Consider the following 21,747-nt stretch of genomic DNA (forward strand, 5'->3'; position numbering starts at 1 on the left):
GTATATGAGACAACCTTAAGGTTTATGACCCGATTGGACAAAACTCCATTCACCCTTCGATTACGACTTGCGCAACCGCATAATCCCTGCTGTGGCTAATCGAAAGATGGACCCCTTCAGAAAACGGCTTCGAAATCACCGGCTTTCCTTTATCATCCGAGATGATTTCAATATCCAAAAAGGATAAGTGCTTACCGATCCCTGTACCGTTCGCTTTTGAAAAAGCCTCCTTTGCCGCAAAACGCCCAGCAAAATACTCGACCTTCCTTCTTCCATTTAACTTTTCGAAAATCAAGATTTCACTTTCTGTTAATATACGCTCCTTTAAACGGGGTTGCCGATTAATCAATGTTTCCATTCTATCCAACTCAGTAATGTCCACGCCTATACCTTTAATCACTTTGACACCTCTTCTATTCATTTAATAGGTTGCATATCATTAGGAGGACTCTTTTACCTGAAAATGATAATATTGTATCTAATTAAAAACGATAATAAGGAGGAATTTATGTTTACAAGAACAGAAGGCTTCCGCGAATACGCAAATTCATATCGAGCTGTAACTGTGCTCATACTCATTATGATGATTGTATTCGTTCTCGTCCTTTTCCCCACATTTCCCGGCAATGTACTCTTTTATTATGGCACAGGTGTTAACTTATACATCGCTGATGGACAATGGTGGCGTTTAATCACCCCCATCTTTCTACATAGCACGTTTACACATTTACTGTTTAATGGATTCTCCCTTGCCATCTTTGGTCCATTCCTAGAGAAATTACTTGGCACCGTCAAGTTTTCAATCTTCTTTTTATCGACAGGGCTCCTTGCCAATATCGCAACCTTCCTAATTAACCCACTGACATATAACCACGTAGGTGCTAGCGGAGCAATTTTTGGTTTACTCGGATTCTTTCTATATCTTGTCCTGTTCAATAAAACCAATTTTACGAACAACGAAAGAAATACAGTATATACACTGACCGGAATTGCCGTTATCATGACTTTCATTCAACCGCAGATCAACGTTGTCGGTCATTTGGCTGGACTGGCAACCGGCTTTTTAACAGCTCCATTATACTTAAGAAAAAAATGGTAGGACAAACAGCCGACTCTTCCTTTAAATCATTGGGAGTCGACTGCTTTTTTTAGGTAAATACCATGATTTAATTATTAGGCAATCCTTTTCTTCCACATCAGCAACCACGCCGACCCTGGAAGTGATTCCTGATTTAATCGATGCTGAAATCGTAGCTAATTCTTTTCGATTCTGAAACCAACTTTTTTTATATGTGATTGATTGAATTCTGCTTCTCTGCATGATTAATGTTTGCTTTGAGACAAAACGGCTGCTCAATAGCAACAAATTCCCTTCTATGCTCCATCCTGCATCCCTATATTGCATGTAAGCCCAAAAAATCGCCAACGGTACAAACAAAAGGGAAAGATAACCCCAAGGTCTGAAAAACCATACCAAGGCACCTATGATCGGGATGAGGTATAGAAACTTACGAAACAAATACCGGGAAAGTGCACGCTTAGGTATCGGTGTCATCTCAGTGGTTGTTTCATAAACCGGTAAAATTTCCAGGATTTTTTCATGTAAATGCTTCTTCCTGATTAAAGGGAACAGCATGATCGATAGACTTTCTTTATCTTCCACACTGCCTCCCGCATACTCAATATAAACCGTCGCCAATCCCAATGGCTTTCGAATCAAATTCTCCATGATCCGAATACCTTGTATTTTATGGATAGGGATTGTCAGCTGTCTTTTCTCGAGAAGCCCTCTGGAAATAACGATTTCCTCATCCGTTTTTATCACGGTAAAGGAAGCATATTTAATTACCATGCTTAATGTGGCCAGTACATAAACCACCAATAAAGCAACTAGGGCAAACAAGGTCAGAATGATGGTCCCCATTTCAATAAAATCTTCATAATCCTTAAATATCCTCTCAAAAGGTATCATTTCATCGAACTGTGAAATAAATGCGATTGCTCCAGATAGGAAGACACCTACCGCTCCCGAAGTGGCAGCCATAACGAATAGTTGCGGCAGCGTCTGCTTAAAAACAGAAGACGATTTTGCAGCATAATCATTATCCGCTACTTCATCTTTATCTATATCAAAAGGATTATTCGCATTTTTTTCCTCACTAATAAAAGCATTGATTCGATCTGCATCACTTTTGCTTATAGCTGATAATACGGCATCAGCCTGAGACCCGCCTGCCGTTTCAATATTCAACTTCACCAGGCTGAATATCCGCTGGATGATGCCCTCTGAAATATCTATGCTATGAATCCGATCAAACTTTATATACCGTTTCTTCCTTACGAATACCCCGGACTCAATTCTGAATTCTCCCTCTTCCACGCGATATGTAAAGCGTAACCATTGAAGGAATGCATTACCTATAATAAAAAGTATAATAATGGCTATGACCAGCGGTTGTATCCATTCAGGAATTCCTTCATTCTTCCCAGGAATGACGACCACTAACAAAAAAGGGATGACTAACTCCTTAATCGATTTTATAATGTTAAGCAATACAGCTATGGGGTGCAGCCTTTTAGGTTCAAACATCTTCTTCCTCCACACTTGCCATCCTGGAAATATAGTGCCGCAATTCATCTGCCTCTGCTAGGTCCAGGGCAGGGATGACATGAAGGGTCGCTGCAGTTGAAATTTCAACGGAGGCTAAATCGTATTTCCTTAATAATGGCCCTTGCTTCGTTTCAACATGCTGAACCCTAATCATGGGTATGAGTGTTCTTTTAATGACGAAAATACCACTTTGGATATCAATTTCGGTATTTCTTACTTCGTAACGCCATCTCTTCCATTTCACCGATGGAATCAGAAAAATGGCCAGATAGGATTGGATTATCGAAATCATGATCAACGCTCCAAACACCCAATATGTCCAATCAAAAATGATTGTAAGCACGAGTACGGCGATGCTTATAATCCAAGTTATTGAACAGCTTATAAGACCACTGATTTTCCATACAGTCAAGGCCTTATTCGATATACGATTTTCAGGTTCCATGTGCTTCTCCTCTTCCGGACAGGTAATTTTAATGAACCTCATCCTCCATCCTTCGCTTTCATCCATTATACTATAATTAATTGCTGGAAATTAACCCCTTTTCAAACAATGCTTTGAGCAGTCCATCCATCAACCGTCAGCCATTCAGAAACCATATGAATTATGAAGATGCACACAAAAAAATGCCGCTCAAATGAGCGGCATTTCCAATTCAATTAAATCTTATTTGTTTTTTCTCTTTTTTGGCTTGTGCTGCGGTTTCCGTAACCATTCGATTTACGGTTCGTGCTCGGGCGTTTACTTGATCCGCTACCGTAATCTTTTCTGCCTGAAGAACTGCGGCCATTGCGTTGTCTGTTACTAGAAGAACTGCTTCCTCCGCGATTGCGACGCATTGGAGATGGAGATTCTTCCGTTAACTTGATAGGCGTTTGATCCGGTTCTTTTGTCATTGATTTAAGCATAGCTGCAACTAAATCCGCTGCACTATGTTTTTGTAATAATTCTTCCGCTTGACCAAGGTATAAAGTTAAATCCTCATTCTCGATCGTATTAAGGATTTTTTCCGTTACTGCTTTTTGTTGACCTTCCAACGCTTCAGTTAACGTAGGAGTCTTAAGTTTCTCCATACGTTTTTTCGTTGTATGTTCAACTGCATGCAGTTGGCCTCTTTCTCTTGGTGTTACAAACGTAATGGCAATACCATGTTTACCCGCACGTCCTGTACGTCCAATACGGTGAACGTAGCTTTCCGGATCTTGAGGGATATCAAAGTTGTATACGTGAGTAACGCCGGAAATATCAAGTCCACGTGCAGCCACATCAGTAGCAACGAGTACATCGATGCTGCCGTCTTTAAACTTTTTCAATACAGAAAGGCGTTTTGCCTGACTAAGGTCACCATGAATGCCTTCAGCCATATAACCGCGGATATTCAATGCAGATGCCAATTCATCGACACGGCGTTTCGTACGTCCGAAGACGATGGCAAGATCCGGTGTTTGAATATCGAAAAGGCGTGCAAGTGTATCGAATTTTTCACTTTCTTTTAACTCCAAGTAATATTGTTCGATACGATCCACTGTCATTTCTTTTGCTTTTACACGTACAAGAACGGGTTCCTGCATGAATCTTTCAGCAATTTTACGGATTGGATCAGGCATTGTAGCTGAGAAAAGCAATGTTTGCCTTTCGTCAGGAACAGTTGAAAGGATCAATTCGATATCCTCAATGAATCCCATGTTAAGCATTTCATCCGCTTCATCAAGAACTACAGTGTGAACTCCGCCTAATTTAATATTTTTACGTTTGATATGGTCTAAAAGACGACCAGGCGTACCAACGATAATATGTGGTTTTTTCTTTAAAGCACGGATTTGACGGTCGATGTCTTGTCCACCATAAACTGCAAGTACACGAGCGCGTTTTCCGTAACCAAGCTTGAAAAGTTCCTCGGAAACTTGAATCGCAAGCTCACGTGTAGGTGCAATGACAATCCCTTGCACGTTTTCGTTATTAATATCGATGTTTTCCATCAATGGAATACCGAATGCCGCTGTTTTACCTGTTCCCGTTTGCGCTTGACCAATGATATCTTTACCTTCAAGTGCTAGAGGTATCGTTTGGGATTGAATCGGGCTCGCTTCTTCAAATCCCATTTTTTCTATTGATTTCATGGACGTTCTATCTAATCCTAATTCGCTAAACAATGTCAATGTTTTCGTACTCCTTTTTATATCGTAAATTTACACGTGCATTCATGGATCATGCACAGATGTTTTAGTTCAAATCCTCATCATCATGACGGATGTTCTTCTTTATCTCTTATAAAAAGTTTATCATTATCACCTAAAAGTATGTCTGCCTTTTAGTTCAAATGAACTCAATATGATTTTTTAAAAAGGAAATATACCAGTACGGACATTCACCGGCATTTTTAACTTCGCGCACGTGTAGACTTATCATTTACATACGCTCATCTTTTTAAAAGTACATGTAACCAAAATTAAATTCAATATGGAAAATTAAAAGTAGCATAAACGGGTGTTTCACCGTTTTATTCAGGTGAGGGCTGCTGCACCTATTATTCATCAGACTTAAAAAGGCTGTATGAACAAAACTTGACGAGAGCCAAGATTCTTATACAAAACAGGCCCGGTGCGTTGAGGATTTGCAGAAGTGGAAAAGCGCTTAAATGCGGCTTGATTCCCTAATAGCTACTAAAGCCGCCAAGAGATGCAGCTTTTATATATGACCAGACGCGCGGCCTATTTAATCTAAAATAATCTCAAGAATGAACTCATGAAACATGTAAGAACATACAATTTTGTTGCCTCAACCTGATTAATTTAAATAATCATCAATGATAAGACATTTAAACTCATACTCATATTACCATTTTCAAACTGTTAATGCAATAAAGGATATCGCCCCATTCAGAGTTACTAAAAACTTTAGATCGTTTCAAAAATGAGAAATTGGATAGTCCCACCTGATAATTGTGCAGCCTGATTTATTCATCACTAGGATTACCTTAGTTACTAAATCCATTCATGCGTAAGTGGATTTAAGACTGCAGACAAATTCGGAAGAAAGCGAGTTCGCCTATGGTTTTTCCCTTTAAAGAACGTTCCAGTCGGTTTCAGAAATCCAGTTATGAGGATTTCAGTAACCTAGTCCTATTTTAGGATGAGACGATTCCAACCACTTACAGTATCCATTTAAATGCTTTGCAAAACGAACATCTATACATGATATGTGTTTAAATCAAATAGTTTCAACAAAACTTTTTCAGGAAGGATTAGTTCGAATGAATGGCCACCATCCACGGTTACCCCCGTTGGAAAAAGAAAGGGCTTATTAAGAATCCATTTTGAATTTCCAGGTATATGGAATCATTTGATTTTCGAAAATTCCAACTTTTCACTCAAAAAATATAGTAAATAAGTCTAAATGCAGTATGATTGACCTATCAACAAAACAACGGGGGGTTATATGAATATATTCACAATAGATGTTCCTTTATGTAAGGATTTTGGTCGAATCTTAAAGAAAATGAACAAGAATGTCACCTTTTTGGAGGATCCACTCAATCAAAGTCATCTATTCAAGGATTCAACGGACTTAATGAAATCATTATTTATTTTACCTTTACACATATCAAAAGATTCTTGGCAGCAAACTTCTTTGTTTGCCTTAGCTGAATCTCACGAAATCCCTATCTTATTCATTTACAAACGCGCTTTAGGAATGGAGACACCCTCGGCTTTACCAGAAAAGACCTTTTATGAAACCATGGCGGTCCCTGCCGATTCAGTAGAAGTCAGGATTAAATTAAAATCACTCAAAAACATCAGCATGCAACTGTTTTCGGCAAAAATGAAGGGGCAAGAGCTTGAAAAGATACACCAAAAATCAGCAAGGAGCCTGCGAATTGCAAAGGGCATTCAACTTTCAAATTTACCTTTGTCGATCAATAATGAAGATATAGAGGTCAAAGGTCTTTCCCAGCCTTCGAGTGAACTGTCAGGGGATTTATTTTACTGGACGGAGGTTGATGACAGGATATACGGCTTCATAATGATCGATGTATTCGGAAAGGGCATCCATACAGCACTTATAAACATGTCCATACGGACTATGATGCCCGACCTAATCAAACGTGTAAAAGACCCCATTTTCATAACAGAGGAACTGGACAAACATATGCGGGGCCTATTTCAAGGAATTAATCGGGAAAACAAAAACCATGCTCGCATTACAGCTTTCATAGCATATGTGAATACAAAGGATCGACTCATCGAATATGTGAACTACGGACTTCCTTCAGCCTTTTTGTATTCCCCATGCACCAACCAAATTCTCAATTTAAACGAAGGGGCCACCCCAAGCGGACTGATTCCCGAATTGCCCATTAAAAAAATAGTCTTTCATTATGAACCGGGAAGCCGTTTCATCATCTATACAGATGGACTCTCTAAAACGCCCATTTCTTCCGCCTTTGACCGGTCTGACAATATCGAGAGGGAATTCATTGAAAATGTCCATCTCGATACAAATGACCTTCTTCAGGAACTTTTGGTCTCAAGGATGAGGCATTCAGTGATTAACGATGACATCTGCATTATTGCAGGGACACTTTTTTAGGTACGATGAAAAAAGGCCGTTTCAAAAAGAAACGGCCAACTTTCTACGCTTTTTATTTTTGCAGGGCTTGAACGACTTCCTCCAGCTTCATGCCCCTGGATGCTTTAACGAGAATGATGTCATTTCCCTGTGTAGAAGACTTAAGTTCCTCTATAAGCTCCTGCTTATCTTGAAAAGGACGAACCTGCTCCGATGAAAAAGACTTGCTCGCTCCCTTGGCAATAAACTCGGCTAAAGGACCAAACGTGAAGATTTTATCAATCCGCTCATTGGAAATCAATTCACCAATTTTCAAATGAAAGTCTTTTTCCTGTGGCCCTAACTCCAACATGTCTCCCAATACAAGGATCTTTTTCTCGAATCCAGATAATCCCTCAACCAACTCCACTGCTGCCTTAACTGAAGTTGGACTGGCATTATACGCATCATTGATGATTTTCTGCCCTTTTGCGCCTTCGACCAATTCCATCCTCATATTAGTTAACTGAATGGTTGACAGACCTTTACGGATCGATGAATCATCCACATTGAATTCTTTTGCAACCAAGATGGCAGCCAATGCATTAAGAACATTATGATTGCCTAATACGGGTATCTCATAATTGATCTCCTTTTCACCACTTGCGATTGTAAACGCGGTACTGTCTGCCCCTTGGCTTATGGTCTGTGGATATAAATCATTTTGTTCCGTACGTCCAAAAGATATTACGTTTAAATCAGGGAAATCCTTTATGCGATTGCGAAGCAATGGTTCCTCACCATGATATATCAGCGTCCCATCTTTCGCCAAACCTTCGACAATCTCCAACTTTGCATTCGCGATTTCCTCGCGTGATCCTAAATCCAATAAGTGTGATTCACCGATATTGGTAATGATCGCTACATCAGGCTTTGCCATTTTTGATAAGAACTCAATTTCACCGCGGCTGCTCATTCCCATTTCCAAAACAGCCGCTTCAGTATCCTCTTCCATAGAAAGCACCGTTAGTGGTAACCCTAAATGATTATTGAAGTTTCCAATGGTCTTATGGACTTTATAGGTAGTGGCCAGCAACGCAGCCGTCATATCTTTCGTTGTCGTCTTACCGTTGCTTCCTGTTATCCCAATGACTTTTATATTCAACTGCTGACGGTAAGAACGCGCCAATTGCTGAAGCGCTTTCTCGGTATTTTCGACAATGATTATCGGTAAATCATTAGGAGGATTCGGAACATCCCTTTGCCAAAAAGAAGCAGCAGCTCCTTGCGCTAAAGCTTGCTTGACATACTGATGGCCGTCAACCTGCCCACCCTTAAGCGGAATGAACAAACATCCTTCCTTAACCGTTCTTGAATCGATGGTAACCCCATTAATTCCTTTGGACTGGAATGGACTGATATCATTTAATCCCTCTGCCATTTCATGTACTTGTTTTAACGTTCTCTTTATCATTTTGTTCCTCCTACATTCATCGAACCATTAATCGCTCTCTACTTCCAATAACCAAACGAAGCAGAAACCAGTTTAAATTGCACCGGTTCCTGCTGATTGGAATCCATCAAATCAACGTTTGATGGATTGTGAAGTTACTGCTACATTACTTGCATGATCAAACTGTATATTTGATTTGTTGTTTTTCCTGATGACGTTCCAAGGCAAGTTTCACGAGTTTTTCAATTAGCGCTGGATAGTCGACACCTGTGTGCTTCCACAATAACGGAAACATGCTGAAAGGAGTAAACCCAGGCATTGTATTCACTTCATTAATATAGATTTGCCCCTCATGAGTTAAGAAGAAATCAGCGCGAACCAATCCAGAGCAATCCAATGACTTAAAGGCAGTAATGGCCATTTCGGATAAAGTTGCATACTCGCTTTCCGATATCTCCGCTGGAATGACCATCGCTGAATTACCGTCTACATATTTTGCTGAATAATTATAGAAGGCAAAATCCTGCTTAGGAATGATTTCGCCTGCCACTGAACATGACGGTTCATCATTACCGAGAATACCAAACTCTAGTTCACGAGCAACGACCCCTTCTTCAATGATGATCTTCCGATCGAATTGAAAAGCTTCCGCTACCGCTTTTTCCAGTTCATCAGCATCATTACATTTGCTGATACCGACACTCGAGCCTAAATTGGCAGGTTTGACAAAACAAGGGTACCCCAATTCATCCGCTACCTTTTTAATGGCACTTTCAGTATTCTTCTCCCATTCGGAACGAATGAACCAAGTGTATTTCACTTGCGGAAGTCCCGCCTGGGCAAAAATGTTTTTCATGATGACCTTATCCATTCCTGCTGATGAAGCTAAAACGCCATTTCCTACATAAGGAAGGTTCAATAGTTCCAGCATCCCTTGTACGGTCCCATCTTCTCCATTTGGTCCGTGAAGCAATGGGAAAATTACGTCATACCCTGTTGATTCACTATTTTCATCAGTTGAATGTGCCTGCAAGGCAAGAGGCGAGCTCGATTTATCCGGTGAAAATGTCAAAGCCTCCACATTCTCAGCAGGTCCTGTTAACTTTGGTCCATTAATCCATGAACCTTCTTTTGTTATGTAAATCGGATATATATCAAACTTTGCTAAATCGAGAGCTTTAATGACCGCTAAAGCCGTCTGCATAGAAACCTCATGCTCCGCAGATTTTCCACCATAAAGCAAACCAAGTTTAGTTTTCATGAGTTATTACCCTCCAATATTCTTTTAACCATGTTCATTGTATCACTTTACACTAAAACGGATAAAGCGAAACTTCCATCATTCGAGCTTTACCAATGATGGTTAGTTGAGCCAATCGGGCATTTACAGGCTGTTAGACCTCCACATTTCTTTTTTGTTACATCATCTATCCGCCTGACCTACAGCCTGTTAATGCGGGGTAAAGCGAAACTTCCATCATTCGAGCTTTACCAATGATTACCATAAGCGGAACACAGGATAAAACCGCCACGTCCTGTGGGGCCGCCCTCTCTTATCTTTTATGCATGAGATGGTAAGTCTTACCCTAAAAAATTCGAGGATGTCAAATAATCCAATCCACGAACCTCGGAAGTTAGGATCATCAGGAGGATGATGTATTTTTAATAACGCTTTCCCATACCTTTTCTTTTCGATTGAAGATAATAAAGGCATCGGGTTCATTAATATCTCTATCCGAAAAGTCATCATGCATCTCATCCATATTTAAATAATCCCCTACGATCCATGCAGGTATCTCAATTTTCGTTCTTGTATACTTTACATCCCGAAAGGAAAAAGCGAGCCCCTCTGCCAGAATATGAGCCAAGGAAGAAATGATTTCTGCTGGAATCGCTGTCAGCTCTTTTTTCTTTCTGATTCCAAGCCACGTCCTCTCTACTTTTAATGGCTCCAGCTTTAGCGGAATCAGGCTTCCTAACATCATATAATATGTCGAAAGAGAACGAAAATAAATTTTATTAAACCAGCCATCATCCTGGGCAAGGTACACAAATTGATTATTCAATTTACGGAAAAACGGGGGACTCAGATGGGTTTTAGCGTGTCCTAAATATAAAAGTTCCGCTAATTCCCTTCCATCCAATTCATCCAGTCCTTCCGCCTCTTCAAAATCGACCCAACAGAAATCTCCATATGCCCGAACATTTTCTTTAACGAGCTTCGCAATATCCTCAGATGAAGCGCTCTCAAGCAGGACATTCAAATTGTATTCCCCACCATCGAATTGATGTTTCAATAATAAGATGGAATCCAAGGTATATGGCAGCGAATAGACGAATTCACGAAAATTGAGTCCATTAAAAAGGACAAACCGTTCGGAAGTCTGCATATACATATATAAGATATCATTGCTATCATTCTTCATAACCTGACCCCCCTCCGAGCTTTCAATCAATAATGTTATTTTATCAAACTTTTGGGTTTTCACGTAAGTTATATAGCCCCCAATATTAATCATCATCAGCATCGTGTAAATAATGCGAAACACAAAATCCATATTAACCCAAATGAATATCCCTATTACAGTAAAAAATATCGAATTTGAGGAATTGATCATGGATAAAGTTAAAAAAGCTTTTATCATTATTCTTTTCACAGGAACGCTTCCCCTGATGCAACTAAAAGATTAGGTCTATGGCAATCAGAAAAATATGCATTCGAAAAATGTTTATATCAGGATAATGCGATCCTTGATATGGATGCGGTACAGGAAGAACTACCTTCGCACTATATAAAAAAGGATTCCATAATATAACGGGAATCAATCTATCTCCTGACATGCTTAGTGAAGCCGAAAAAATAGCCATGAATATAACGGGGACATACCCTTTATCCTTGGCGATGCAACGAACCTCCCTTTTCAACGACTCATCATTCGAAAAAGCAATCTTCGCTTTTAATGGTTTGATGCAAATTCCCCAGCAAAAAAACGCACATTGGCTTTAAAAGAAATCAACCGTATTTTAAAACCTGAAGGACCCTTCAATTTTCACAACACATGACCTTGATAAAAACGAAAATCATCTAAACTTCTGGGAACAAGAGGAAATGATTCGGTGTGGAGGTAAACAAAATGCAAGGCTTTGAGCTTGGGTATATTTTGATATCCGGAAAGACGCTTCAAGAAACACTTACCTCCATATCCCTACTCGACTCGAATGAAGGATACAGGGTTTACAGCCACCGAGAGCTTCTACCATAGTGAATTATTCCATGAAAACGATGATGTCAACGCTTTCTCTTCCGATTGCAGCTTCTGGATCGTCAATCGGAAGAGAAAGCGCATTTTTAATTCAAAAAAAAAAATCCAGAGTGACATTTCACTCTGGATTTTTTATATTAAGAAACTTGCTCTAATTCTTTTTTGGAAGGAGGGTTGAATTGACCTTCCCATTTAGAGATGACGATTGCTGCAAGTGAATTACCGATAACGTTTACTACTGTACGTCCCATATCAAGAATACGGTCGATACCGGCAATAAATGCTAGACCTTCAATAGGAATACCGACAGTTCCCAATGTCGCTAAAAGAACTACGAAAGATACACCCGGTACACCGGCAATCCCTTTGGACGTGATCATTAACACTAGCATTAGCGTAATTTGTTCATACGCGCTTAAATCGATTCCGTACATTTGAGCGATGAAGATAGCTGCTAATGCTTGGTATAATGTAGAACCATCAAGGTTAAAGGAGTATCCAGTCGGAATAACAAATGTAGCAATATGTTTCGGACATCCCGCTTTCTCCATTTTTTCCATGATTTTTGGAAGAACCGCTTCTGAACTTGCAGTAGAGAAAGCAAGAATCAATTCTTCTTTAAGAAGTTTAATCAAAGTAAAGATATTGAATCCGACAAATTTCGCAATAAGACCAAGAATGACTATTACAAAGAAAATCATTGTTCCGTATACAGAAAGCGCTAACTTTCCTAGCGGAATTAAAGATTCCAAACCGAACTTGGAGATCGTCACACCGATTAGTGCAAATACACCGATAGGAGCGAATTTCATGACCATGTTAGTTAGGTAGAACATTCCTTCAGCTACACCTTGGAAGAAACGGAATACTGGTTTACCCTTTTCACCGATGGCCGCAATACTAAGTCCAAACAACACGGAGAAGAAAATGATCGCTAGCATATCGCCTTCTACCATGGCTTTAACTGGATTGGATGGCACAATGTGAACGATTGTATCTACGAACGATTCATGTTGCTTAGTTTCTGCTGTATCAACATAGGTAGAAATATCAGTTTGTTCTAGCTTGTCCATATTTACACCAACACCAGGCTGGATGATATTCGCTGAAATTAAACCAACAGCAATCGCTATCATAGTTACTACAACAAAGTATGATATTGATTTAGCTCCAAGTTTACCTACTGATTTTAAATCGCCTACACCTGCAACTGCAACGATAAGACTTGACACAATGATTGGTACTACAATCATTTTAATCATTCGTAGGAAAATGTCTCCGAATGGCTGTAAGAAGTTTTGGGCCGTCTCACTACCATAAAAAATGGCACCAACGATAATCCCTAAAATTAAACCAATGAAAATTTGGCTAGCTAAACTTAATTTGAATTTCTTCATTTACTTTCCTCACCTTCCATAAAGTCTTTGATGCAAAAACATTTTTGTCTCGGTAAGGGAAACAAGATACTAATAAAAGAAAGTAATTTTTCTTTTTTTGAAAAACTCTGTCTTTACGCCGAAAAAAAAGACACTTCATGTGTCGATTTCTTATTGGCGTGAATATTCACACATGTTCCCTTAAAGACGCTGACGAGGTTAGCTGTCGGGTTAGGAATTGGAAACACAAAGCCCTTTCATTTCTGAATTCACCCCTAGCGGATAAAATCCACAAAAATGGGTCCCCCGTTCTTGGAATAAGATTAAGCGAGTTAACTTATAATAAAATATTATACTAAAAATGATAATCTGTAAATATTTATTCGCATCCGTTCTAGAAAAAATCTTTAAATATGTCTGAATATTCTGTATTAATGGCTATTTTATCTATAATTACTCTTCCCATTTTTTAATCACACAAGTTATATTGATATAATTACTAAATAATTTGACATCACCTCTCTTGTTGAAGGAACAGTTATTTTTCCAAAATGCCAAGTAACAGATATCTTACTTTTTCCCTAGAGGTGAATTTTTTATAAGTTGCAACTTTCACTTTTTCAAATTGAATCGGAGTAATAAAATTAGAATGGTTCTTCACTGCCACATCCGGCTTCAACAGGATGACGTCACCTACCGACGGTCCCTTTATGATTTCTTGCTTTCCTTCTGCTTTAAGCCCTTTTGTAATGTAATGTTTATCCACATATCCTTTTTTAGTCAATTTATAAATATAAGGCTGTTTTTGGTAATGTACCGCCTCTATGGGAACGGAGGGTACACCGGCTTTCTCATTGGTTATTACTGTAAGGTCCACTTTGGATCCCACCAACAAAGGTTCCGTTTCTTCGCCTTCCGGTTCGATTAAAGCCTGAAATGGAAATCTGTTATCTTTTTTTAACGACGGCTCTTCAGCTGGATAGGAATGGATGCGGCCTATCGTTCCTTTCAATGTCTTTTTTGAATCAGAGGAACTTGCTTTTATAGTCATGCCCACTTCAGCCTTTTTCATTTCCTCTTCGGTGAAATACCCTTCAATTGCCATATTTGTAGAAACAATGGATATGATGGGATTATTCAGGTTTTTATTAATATTTTTAACTACACCATCACCCTCGCTCGTCGTCACGATCGCATTGGACTGCTCCTCAATTGAACTTAATTTAGCGTCAAGCATTTTCACTTTTTCATTCAAACTGTTTTTTTCCAGTTCCTGCTTGTACATTTCTTGCTCAATGTTACTTTTAATAAGATCCGTCGAGCTTGTTGTTAAATCAATACTCAAGTTTTTTTCCACCGATTCATCAATGGCCGCTTTTCCAGAATCACTGGTCAGAGTCCCTTGATAAGACCTCAACTTGCCTATATATTCTTCAATCCCTGCAATTTCTCCCTCAGCTGCCGTTTTCTCCGCTTCTAAATCCGCTTTTAGCGCATCAAGTTCGGTCGTCGTATACTCAAACAACGAGGAGCCAGCCGTAATCGCATCGCCTTCTTTTACAAGGAATTTCTTAAAATCATTTTTCTTGGTATCGAAATAGATATCATACTCTTCTACAGGTTTAATTACCCCATTTGTTTGAATAGTATCCGTAATTGTATCTTTTTTTACCTTTGTCCAGTTTTCAACGAAAACAGTTCGTTCCACTTTGCTTTCTTTTTTTTCAAGAAGGTATATGTTAACGGTTATTAACACTATCGACGCGATCGAGACCGCTGCTATTTTCCATTTTCCGCTCATTCTTTTCACCCGCCTTATACAAATACGCCTACTTGGATGTATGCTAAAAAGGCTTTAACAAACCATGTGGCCAGATAGAATAGAACAATCATTAAAAGGACCAAATAATTATTTCGTTCTGAAAATTCCTTTAAATAAAAATATTGCAGAGCAATAATAAGAAATTGAAAAATGGTGATTTCGCTGAAAAAGTGAATGAAATAATCACTTCTGAGAAAATACTGACTGATGATCCCCAATGAAAAAGGATTGGCATCGCTGCCTATATCCATTAAAACGAATAGAGGAATCAGTAATATTTTTTCCACTAACTGCAAACCAAAAAGAATCATTTGAACGATGACCAATTTTATATATGGGATATCAGTAACGATCCAAAAGAATAGAGCTGCTAAAAATATGTATATGGAAGGGGCGAGTATGCCTGTTATTATATTGCCGCTCAAAATCAGCAACTTTGCTGCTTCGAATTCATTGGCACTCATCGTCGTGATTTCTTTGGAAAATGATTCTGAACCAATGCCAAAATATCCCCCAATGGCGAATACTATAAGACTAAGAAAATATAAAAATAGTAATTTCAATCCAAGCTTTGTGACTGCCTCTGCATTTTGCAGCTGATAACTACTCCGATAAGGCTCTAAAATGCCCTTTAACAATCTGACCTGGTACACCATATGTGGTCCTCCTGCAAAAAATGATATTTCATCATATATTTTATCTTATTTTGGAAACAATTGCAGAAATAAGGGATGAATATACAAAAAAAACACATAAGCCCTTCCCTTCAAATTTAATCCCCACACTAATTTGGTGTTAATGCTGACAATTGAAAGAATGTCTTCTTCCCATCACTAGTACTTTTCCTAAACCCCCGCTTTTAAAACTCATTAACAAATGAAAAAAGAGGCTATACGCCCCTTTCAGTAATGCCTTCATATATTCAACAAATAATCCTTCATCATTAAGATAAGCTTTGAACTCAACGGACTTCTTTTTTCATTTTTTTCCAAAAATAACAAAAGGCTTTCCAAGATGATGGGGCTTGGCCTAACTTTTGAAAACTCTTCCTGGATCGCCTTTAAAGCTTCCGTATTCTTATTTGGTTCCATTCCCTCTTCCTTACGTGTTTCCACTTCCAGCATCCTGACGATGATCGAATGGATTTCCTCTTTTGGGCTCATATCCCGCATCGAGCATCCTGGTAAGGGAAATTGTTTCAATAATGGATCTTCCATGTTCTGCAGGCTTGCGATGATTGAATCCATCCGGTTCAATATGAAGCTAGGTAACAATTCCACATCGAAAGCATTTTGTTTCCTGATCAATATTCCGATATATCCTTTGAAAAGGGAATCCAAAATTATGGTGCAATCCGGCAAAAGATCAGCAGAAAGTCCCGGGTATAACTCAATGATTTTACGCTTGAACCAAATCAAGCCCTCTTCATGGATATAATGTAAAAATCTATCTAGTTCTTTGCTGATATGAACCATTTGTTCCTGCATCATCATTTGAATCAAGTTGGTATTTCCCGTCATATGCTCAATGTGAACGGTGATCTGCCTCATGAATTTGTCTTTACTGGACAATGAAGCATCCAGTTCAAGATCAAGCAATGAATCCGTCAACGCTTCATAATAAAATTTAAAAATGGAGACCAGTAATTCTTCCTTCGATTTAAAATGATTATAAAAAGACCCCTTTGCTATTCCACATTTTTCAGCTATTTCCTGAACGGAAGTGGCATGATAGCCTTTCTCCGCGAAAAGCTCTACAGACTTATCTATGATCATCTTATTTTTTTCTTTCATCAAATTCATCCTATCTCTTAAAATTGTCCGTTGATGACCAATGGGTCACTTCTTCCAAATTGTATCCCAAAACCCTTGAAATCACAACGTTAACACTACTGAATATTATCTGTTGCAATCATAATCCATATACTATATATTTGAATTTGTGACCGAGTAGTCACAATTTTATGTATGGAGGGTACAAGCTTGAATTCAATAATTAAATTTTCATTAAAGAATAAATTGGCAATCTGGTTGCTTACGATCATCATCGTTGCAGCTGGTTTATACTCCGGTTTAAACATGAAACAAGAAACCATTCCTAGCATCTCGACTCCTTTAATAAGCATCTCCACTGTATATCCTGGAGCTGCACCTGAAGAAGTAGCAGATAAGCTCACAGACCAGATTGAGCAGAAAGTAACAAATTTGCCAGGAGTCGAATTAGTCAGTTCATCTTCCATGGCTAATGCCTCTTCCGTCCAATTACAATATGATTATGATACGGATATGGACGACGCTGTAAAACAAGTGAAAGAAGCTTTAGAGAAATTAGAACTTCCTGAGGGAGTGGATGACCCAAGCGTATCAAAATTAGAATTAAACGCTTTTCCTGTCGTCGCACTCAGTGTAACAGATAAGGGTTCTGATTTACCAGCTCTTACAAAAAACGTTGAAGAGGTGTTAGTGCCTAAACTTGAAGGAATTGACGGCGTGACATCCGTATCAATTTCCGGACAACAAGTAAATGAAGGCAGCCTAGTATTCGACGAGGAAAAAATGGCTCAATACGGGCTCGATGAAGATACCGTAAAGAAGGTTATCCAGGCCGCAAATGTCAACATGCCTCTTGGGATATATAACTTTGATGATAAAGAAAAAACGATCGTTGTGGATGGAAACATCTCCACATTAAAAGACCTGAAAAATATTAAGATACCTTTAACCGGCGGCTCTCAAACAGGTACGCCAGCACAAACCGGACCGGAAACCAATCAATTATCTCCTGAAATGGCAACTGGTCCTGCCCAACTGCAAAACGTCAAATTATCAGACATTGCCGATGTTAAAATCACCGGTAAGGCTGAATCGATTTCAAGAACAAACGGTAGCGAATCGATTGGGATTCAGGTTACAAGATCGCCTGATGCCGATACAGTTGCAATCGTAGACGACGTAAAAGAAGAAGTTTCGAACTTCAAAGAAGAATTTAAAGGCGTAAGTGTACACACTACGCTTGATCAAGCCCAACCGATTAAAGATTCTGTTGAAACCATGATCAGCAAGGCACTCTTTGGCTGTCTGTTTGCCGTCATTGTTATCATGCTGTTCCTTAGGAACTTTAAAACGACTCTCATTTCCGTCATTTCGATTCCATTATCCCTGTTAGCAGCCCTTTTGGTGCTTAAACAAATGGATATTTCATTGAATGTCATGACACTGGGGGCCATGACCGTTGCCATTGGCCGAGTCGTCGATGACTCCATTGTCGTCATTGAAAATATTTATAGAAGAATGGCTTTAAAAGGCGAACAATTAAAAGGCGGCGAATTAATACGGTCGGCCACTAAGGAAATGTTCATCCCTATCCTTTCATCGACAATCGTTACTGTAGCCGTATACCTGCCTTTAGCAAGCGTTACAGGACCTGTCGGGGAACTATTCATGCCATTCGCCTTAACAATGGTGTTTGCATTAGTCGCTTCATTAATAATTGCCATCACACTTGTTCCGGCAATGGCAGACTCTTTATTTAAAAAGGGACTATCTAAAAAAGAATTAAAATCACATGAAGAAAAACCAAGCAAACTATCTTCATTCTACCGAAGAGCATTGGATTGGTCGTTAAACCATAAATTGATCACTTTCGGTACAGCCATTGTATTATTGGTCGGTAGCTTATTCCTAATCCCAAGCATCGGTGTCAGCTTCATGCCTGCAGATGAAGAAAAAACGATCATCGTCACTTACACTCCCGCACCTGGAGAGTTAAAAGAGGATATTGTAAAACAAACAGAAAAAGTAGAAAAATACTTCATGGATAAAGACGATGTGGAGACCGTTCAATACACACTTGGTGAAAGCATGATGGGTGGCATGATGGGCGGCTCGAGTAACTCGGCTCTCTTCTATGTACTCTATGATAAAGACACCGAAAATTTCGGGGACAAAAAAGAAACCGTCATAAAGGATTTAACTGAACTTGATTCACCTGGAACTTGGAAACAACAAGAATTCACGTCAACATCAAGCAACGAAACCACTCTATTTGTTTACGGAAATACACAAAAAGACATTGAACCGGTAATTGATGATATTCAAAATATCATGAAGAAAAATAAAGATTTAAAAGATGTTGATACAAGTCTTTCCGATGCTTATGAGCAATATACGCTAGTTGCAGACCAGGAAAAGCTAAGCGACCTTGGACTGACAGCTGCACAAATTGGTATGTCCATTGCCAATACGAATAAAGATGATGCTATAACTACGATTAAGAAAGATGGAGAAGAAGTCAAAGTATATGTCGAGACAGAAGAAACGACTTTTGAAGACAAAAAAGATCTTGAGAATACGAAAATTTCTTCTCCAATGGGGATGGAAATCCCATTGAAAGAGCTTGTGAAAATCGAAGAAGGCAAAGCTTCCGATACAATCAGCCGCCGCGATGGAAAAATCTATGCCGACGTGTCTGCAACAATCAAAACGGATGATGTGGCAGCAGTAACAGCTGAGGTACAAAAGGAAGTTGATAAATTAGACCTTCCCGCAAGCGTCTCTATAGACTATGGCGGAGTGACGGAAGATATCCAAGAATCATTCACTCAACTTGGTATCGCTATGTTAGCGGCCGTTGCTATCGTATACTTTGTCCTAGTCGTTACTTTCCATGGTGGTTTAGCACCTATAGCCATTCTCTTCTCCTTACCATTTACGGTAATCGGGGCATTGGCAGGGCTATTCGTTGCAGGTGAGACCATCAGCGTTTCAGCAATGATGGGTGTCCTAATGCTTATTGGTATCGTTGTAACCAATGCCATCGTATTAGTGGACCGTGTTATCAAGAATGAAGAATCCGGGCTATCTACCAGGGAAGCTTTACTCGAGGCAGGATCCACCCGCCTGCGTCCAATCCTGATGACTGCCCTTGCCACAATCGGCGCTTTAATACCTCTGGCAATCGGTGCGGAAGGCAGTGGATTAATATCACAAGGTTTGGGAATTACCGTTATCGGCGGACTTGTGAGTTCTACATTGCTAACACTTGTAATAGTGCCGGTAGTATATGAAGTTATAATGAAAATAGGTAAAAAGAAGAAAAAAACAGTTAAGTAACAAAGAAAAAGAAAGAGTGGATTCCTTATATTAGGAATCCACTCTTTCTTGATTCAACAATTGATCAATATGCTCTTAACATATTAGCCCTTCATACTTCCGGCCCCTTTTGACCGAACTATATTCCTTCTTCTTTTAACATTCCCCGTCTCATAAGACAAAACGTCCTATTCGTCATTTCCAAGGAAATTTGTTTGTTTTAAAACTTTATTTAAACAAAAAAAGGGAAAGAACCTGCTTTCCCTTTTAATTTCTATAGCTTAGTGTTTGGTGAAAGTTTGATCTATCGCATTTGCCAGATCCAGCGATTCTTCTTTTAGATAACGCTTCGTTACGTTTAAATCTCTATGACCGGCAAGCTTTGATATCGTTTGTATATCTATTCCATTATCCACTAACCTTTGGCAAAAGGTATGTCGCAGTTTATGTGGATGCACATTGTATTTTTTTAATATATATTGAACTGACCTCGGAGTGATCCTTTGATTATAGCTTGAGATGAATAACGGATCGGCTTTTTCTTTTAAAGAATGAAGATAATTTTTTACATGTTGTATAGCCGATAGTGTAAGGGGAACGGATCTATCGATTTCACCTTTTGCGTTCCTGACAAGTATATAATTTCGCTCTGTTTCCATAATGACGTCACGGCCATTTAAGTCACATAATTCAGAAACACGAATTCCAGTATGTAACAAAAGGTAGACGATGGCAATGTTCCTTAGATTTCCTTCTGCTTCTATATCCCTTAACAGGATCTGCTGCTCATTGACGCTTAAAGTTTCAGGTACCTCAAGCTTGTGCTCCTTAACCTTACGTTCCACAGAAAGCATTACTTGCGGTTTGCCTAAAAATTTAAAGAAGACATTTAGGGCGATATAGTGTTTTTCGATTGTCCCTGGGCTTTTCTTGCAATTTTCTAAATAATCAAGATAACCCTGAACATCTTCAGAATGAATCTCCATCAATATCTTTTGTGTCTGGTCACAAAACTGTGAAAGGACACCAGTATACGTTTTGATCGTATTAGCTGATTTGCCTTGGTCTCTCAACCATTCAGCAAACGAAAAAATCATTTCATCTTTAGCAGAGGTATCCATCGGCTATTCCCCCAATGACAGTTTCAGAACTACGTTAAGTTTAACATATATCCCTACAGAAACGAAGAATTCTGTCCCTTTGTCTGAAACAGATATGGATAATACAGATAGCTGTAGAAATTCAGATGCATTTATAGTATGTCCTACCATTTATACGGAATATTACTTTCTTTATGGTCCTTTTGAGTCACTACTTTTTTAACCGGTTTAAATAAAAAGATACTGAAGGAATATCAACCTCAAAAAAAGACCAGCCAGAGTGGCTGATCTTTTTAAATGGCTTGGCGGCGTCCTACTCTCACAGGGGGAAACCCCCAACTACCATCGGCGCTGAAGAGCTTAACTGCCGTGTTCGGAATGGGAACGGGTGTGACCTCTTCGCTATCGCCACCAAACATGAAAGGAACGTTGTTCCTTCAAAACTAGATAATAAGAAGGTATTTCATTTTTTAAAAAGCGTTG

At 39.1% G+C, this 21,747-nt stretch carries 15 protein-coding genes, 1 rRNA gene, 1 pseudogene and 1 riboswitch; of the genes and pseudogenes, 4 read left to right on the plus strand and 13 right to left on the minus strand.

The genetic code is table 11. The features are described from left to right. Window positions 1-49 precede the first annotated feature (49 nt). Window positions 50-400: a holo-ACP synthase gene (gene acpS / locus FNK51_RS16295; protein WP_053537119.1), complete on the minus strand. Its 351-nt coding sequence runs from the start codon at window positions 398-400 to the stop codon at window positions 50-52. A gap of 108 nt (window positions 401-508) precedes the next feature. Between acpS and FNK51_RS16300 the strand changes: the two genes are divergently transcribed. Beyond that, window positions 509-1,099 carry a rhomboid family intramembrane serine protease gene (locus FNK51_RS16300; protein WP_144553806.1) on the plus strand — a complete coding sequence of 197 codons (591 nt, stop codon included), beginning with the start codon at window positions 509-511 and terminating at the stop codon, window positions 1,097-1,099. Between the two features lie 21 nt (window positions 1,100-1,120). Here the strand turns inward: FNK51_RS16300 and FNK51_RS16305 are convergent, their stop codons facing one another. The 3 genes from FNK51_RS16305 to cshA all read right to left on the minus strand — a co-directional run bounded on the left by FNK51_RS16305 (window position 1,121) and on the right by cshA (window position 4,771). After that, window positions 1,121-2,590, minus strand: coding sequence for a PH domain-containing protein (locus FNK51_RS16305; RefSeq protein ID WP_181762275.1), 1,470 nt, complete (start codon window positions 2,588-2,590; stop codon window positions 1,121-1,123). After that, the gene (locus FNK51_RS16310; protein ID WP_141994009.1) at window positions 2,583-3,056 is read right to left on the minus strand and encodes a PH domain-containing protein; all 474 of its coding nucleotides are present in this window, start codon (window positions 3,054-3,056) and stop codon (window positions 2,583-2,585) included. Before FNK51_RS16310 ends, FNK51_RS16305 begins: the two co-directional genes overlap by 8 nt. A 215-nt stretch (window positions 3,057-3,271) precedes the next feature. Next, window positions 3,272-4,771 carry a degradosome RNA helicase CshA gene (gene cshA / locus FNK51_RS16315; RefSeq protein ID WP_181762276.1) on the minus strand — a complete coding sequence of 500 codons (1,500 nt, stop codon included), beginning with the start codon at window positions 4,769-4,771 and terminating at the stop codon, window positions 3,272-3,274. 1,279 nt (window positions 4,772-6,050) lie between these two features. Between cshA and FNK51_RS16320 the strand changes: the two genes are divergently transcribed. Then, complete coding sequence (locus FNK51_RS16320) at window positions 6,051-7,202, plus strand: PP2C family protein-serine/threonine phosphatase (protein WP_141994010.1); 1,152 nt, start codon at window positions 6,051-6,053, stop codon at window positions 7,200-7,202. A 52-nt stretch (window positions 7,203-7,254) separates the two neighbouring features. Here FNK51_RS16320 and FNK51_RS16325 read toward each other — a convergent pair whose 3' ends face one another. The 3 genes from FNK51_RS16325 to FNK51_RS16335 form a co-directional block, all read right to left on the minus strand. Beyond that, window positions 7,255-8,634, minus strand: coding sequence for a UDP-N-acetylmuramoyl-tripeptide--D-alanyl-D-alanine ligase (locus FNK51_RS16325; RefSeq protein WP_141994011.1), 1,380 nt, complete (start codon window positions 8,632-8,634; stop codon window positions 7,255-7,257). 157 nt (window positions 8,635-8,791) lie between these two features. After that, complete coding sequence (locus tag FNK51_RS16330; protein WP_141994012.1) at window positions 8,792-9,874, minus strand: D-alanine--D-alanine ligase; 1,083 nt, start codon at window positions 9,872-9,874, stop codon at window positions 8,792-8,794. A 382-nt stretch (window positions 9,875-10,256) separates the two neighbouring features. Next, window positions 10,257-11,039 carry a hypothetical protein gene (locus FNK51_RS16335; RefSeq protein ID WP_141994013.1) on the minus strand — a complete coding sequence of 261 codons (783 nt, stop codon included), beginning with the start codon at window positions 11,037-11,039 and terminating at the stop codon, window positions 10,257-10,259. Window positions 11,040-11,383: 344 nt separating this feature from the next. On the opposite strand from FNK51_RS16335, the pseudogene FNK51_RS16340 reads away from it, so the two are divergent. Beyond that, window positions 11,384-11,620 (plus strand): annotated as a pseudogene (locus FNK51_RS16340) (class I SAM-dependent methyltransferase); the annotation flags it as partial. A 393-nt stretch (window positions 11,621-12,013) separates the two neighbouring features. On the opposite strand, the gene FNK51_RS16345 reads toward FNK51_RS16340, so the two are convergent. From FNK51_RS16345 to FNK51_RS16360, 4 genes are all read right to left on the minus strand, one after another. Further along, window positions 12,014-13,273, minus strand: a complete 1,260-nt coding sequence (locus FNK51_RS16345; protein ID WP_141994014.1) for a cation:dicarboxylate symporter family transporter — start codon at window positions 13,271-13,273, stop codon at window positions 12,014-12,016. Between the two features lie 172 nt (window positions 13,274-13,445). Then, window positions 13,446-13,592: riboswitch (cyclic di-AMP (ydaO/yuaA leader) on the minus strand. Window positions 13,593-13,790: 198 nt separating this feature from the next. After that, window positions 13,791-15,053: an efflux RND transporter periplasmic adaptor subunit gene (locus FNK51_RS16350; protein ID WP_141994015.1), complete on the minus strand. Its 1,263-nt coding sequence runs from the start codon at window positions 15,051-15,053 to the stop codon at window positions 13,791-13,793. Between the two features lie 14 nt (window positions 15,054-15,067). Beyond that, window positions 15,068-15,730 carry a hypothetical protein gene (locus FNK51_RS16355; RefSeq protein WP_141994016.1) on the minus strand — a complete coding sequence of 221 codons (663 nt, stop codon included), beginning with the start codon at window positions 15,728-15,730 and terminating at the stop codon, window positions 15,068-15,070. A 258-nt stretch (window positions 15,731-15,988) separates the two neighbouring features. Continuing rightward, window positions 15,989-16,867: a TetR/AcrR family transcriptional regulator gene (locus FNK51_RS16360; protein ID WP_179891096.1), complete on the minus strand. Its 879-nt coding sequence runs from the start codon at window positions 16,865-16,867 to the stop codon at window positions 15,989-15,991. A gap of 189 nt (window positions 16,868-17,056) precedes the next feature. On the opposite strand from FNK51_RS16360, the gene FNK51_RS16365 reads away from it, so the two are divergent. Further along, on the plus strand, window positions 17,057-20,185 hold the full coding sequence (locus FNK51_RS16365; RefSeq protein ID WP_141994017.1) for an efflux RND transporter permease subunit: 3,129 nt from the start codon (window positions 17,057-17,059) through the stop codon (window positions 20,183-20,185). Window positions 20,186-20,445: 260 nt separating this feature from the next. Here FNK51_RS16365 and FNK51_RS16370 read toward each other — a convergent pair whose 3' ends face one another. Then, a complete protein-coding gene (locus FNK51_RS16370; RefSeq protein WP_141994018.1) occupies window positions 20,446-21,285 on the minus strand; it encodes a tyrosine-type recombinase/integrase in 840 nt (279 codons plus the stop codon). Between the two features lie 279 nt (window positions 21,286-21,564). After that, window positions 21,565-21,680, minus strand: a 5S ribosomal RNA gene (gene rrf / locus FNK51_RS16375). Between the last annotated feature and the right edge of the window lie 67 nt (window positions 21,681-21,747).

The organism is Bacillus sp. B4EP4a, assembly GCF_006680105.1.
Classification (GTDB): domain Bacteria; phylum Bacillota; class Bacilli; order Bacillales; family DSM-1321; genus Peribacillus; species Peribacillus simplex_E.

What these genes read in the sequence shown, in the direction of transcription:
- FNK51_RS16325 (WP_141994011.1), bottom strand. Translation starts at nt 8,634, where the DNA reads ATGATAAAGAGAACGTTAAAACAAGTACATGAAATGGCAGAGGGATTA.
- FNK51_RS16330 (WP_141994012.1), bottom strand. Translation starts at nt 9,874, where the DNA reads ATGAAAACTAAACTTGGTTTGCTTTATGGTGGAAAATCTGCGGAGCAT.
- FNK51_RS16350 (WP_141994015.1), bottom strand. Translation starts at nt 15,053, where the DNA reads ATGAGCGGAAAATGGAAAATAGCAGCGGTCTCGATCGCGTCGATAGTG.
- FNK51_RS16345 (WP_141994014.1), bottom strand. Translation starts at nt 13,273, where the DNA reads ATGAAGAAATTCAAATTAAGTTTAGCTAGCCAAATTTTCATTGGTTTA.
- FNK51_RS16320 (WP_141994010.1), top strand. Translation starts at nt 6,051, where the DNA reads ATGAATATATTCACAATAGATGTTCCTTTATGTAAGGATTTTGGTCGA.
- FNK51_RS16305 (WP_181762275.1), bottom strand. Translation starts at nt 2,590, where the DNA reads ATGTTTGAACCTAAAAGGCTGCACCCCATAGCTGTATTGCTTAACATT.
- FNK51_RS16310 (WP_141994009.1), bottom strand. Translation starts at nt 3,056, where the DNA reads ATGGAACCTGAAAATCGTATATCGAATAAGGCCTTGACTGTATGGAAA.
- FNK51_RS16335 (WP_141994013.1), bottom strand. Translation starts at nt 11,039, where the DNA reads ATGAAGAATGATAGCAATGATATCTTATATATGTATATGCAGACTTCC.
- FNK51_RS16360 (WP_179891096.1), bottom strand. Translation starts at nt 16,867, where the DNA reads ATGAAAGAAAAAAATAAGATGATCATAGATAAGTCTGTAGAGCTTTTC.
- FNK51_RS16370 (WP_141994018.1), bottom strand. Translation starts at nt 21,285, where the DNA reads ATGGATACCTCTGCTAAAGATGAAATGATTTTTTCGTTTGCTGAATGG.
- FNK51_RS16355 (WP_141994016.1), bottom strand. Translation starts at nt 15,730, where the DNA reads ATGGTGTACCAGGTCAGATTGTTAAAGGGCATTTTAGAGCCTTATCGG.
- FNK51_RS16300 (WP_144553806.1), top strand. Translation starts at nt 509, where the DNA reads ATGTTTACAAGAACAGAAGGCTTCCGCGAATACGCAAATTCATATCGA.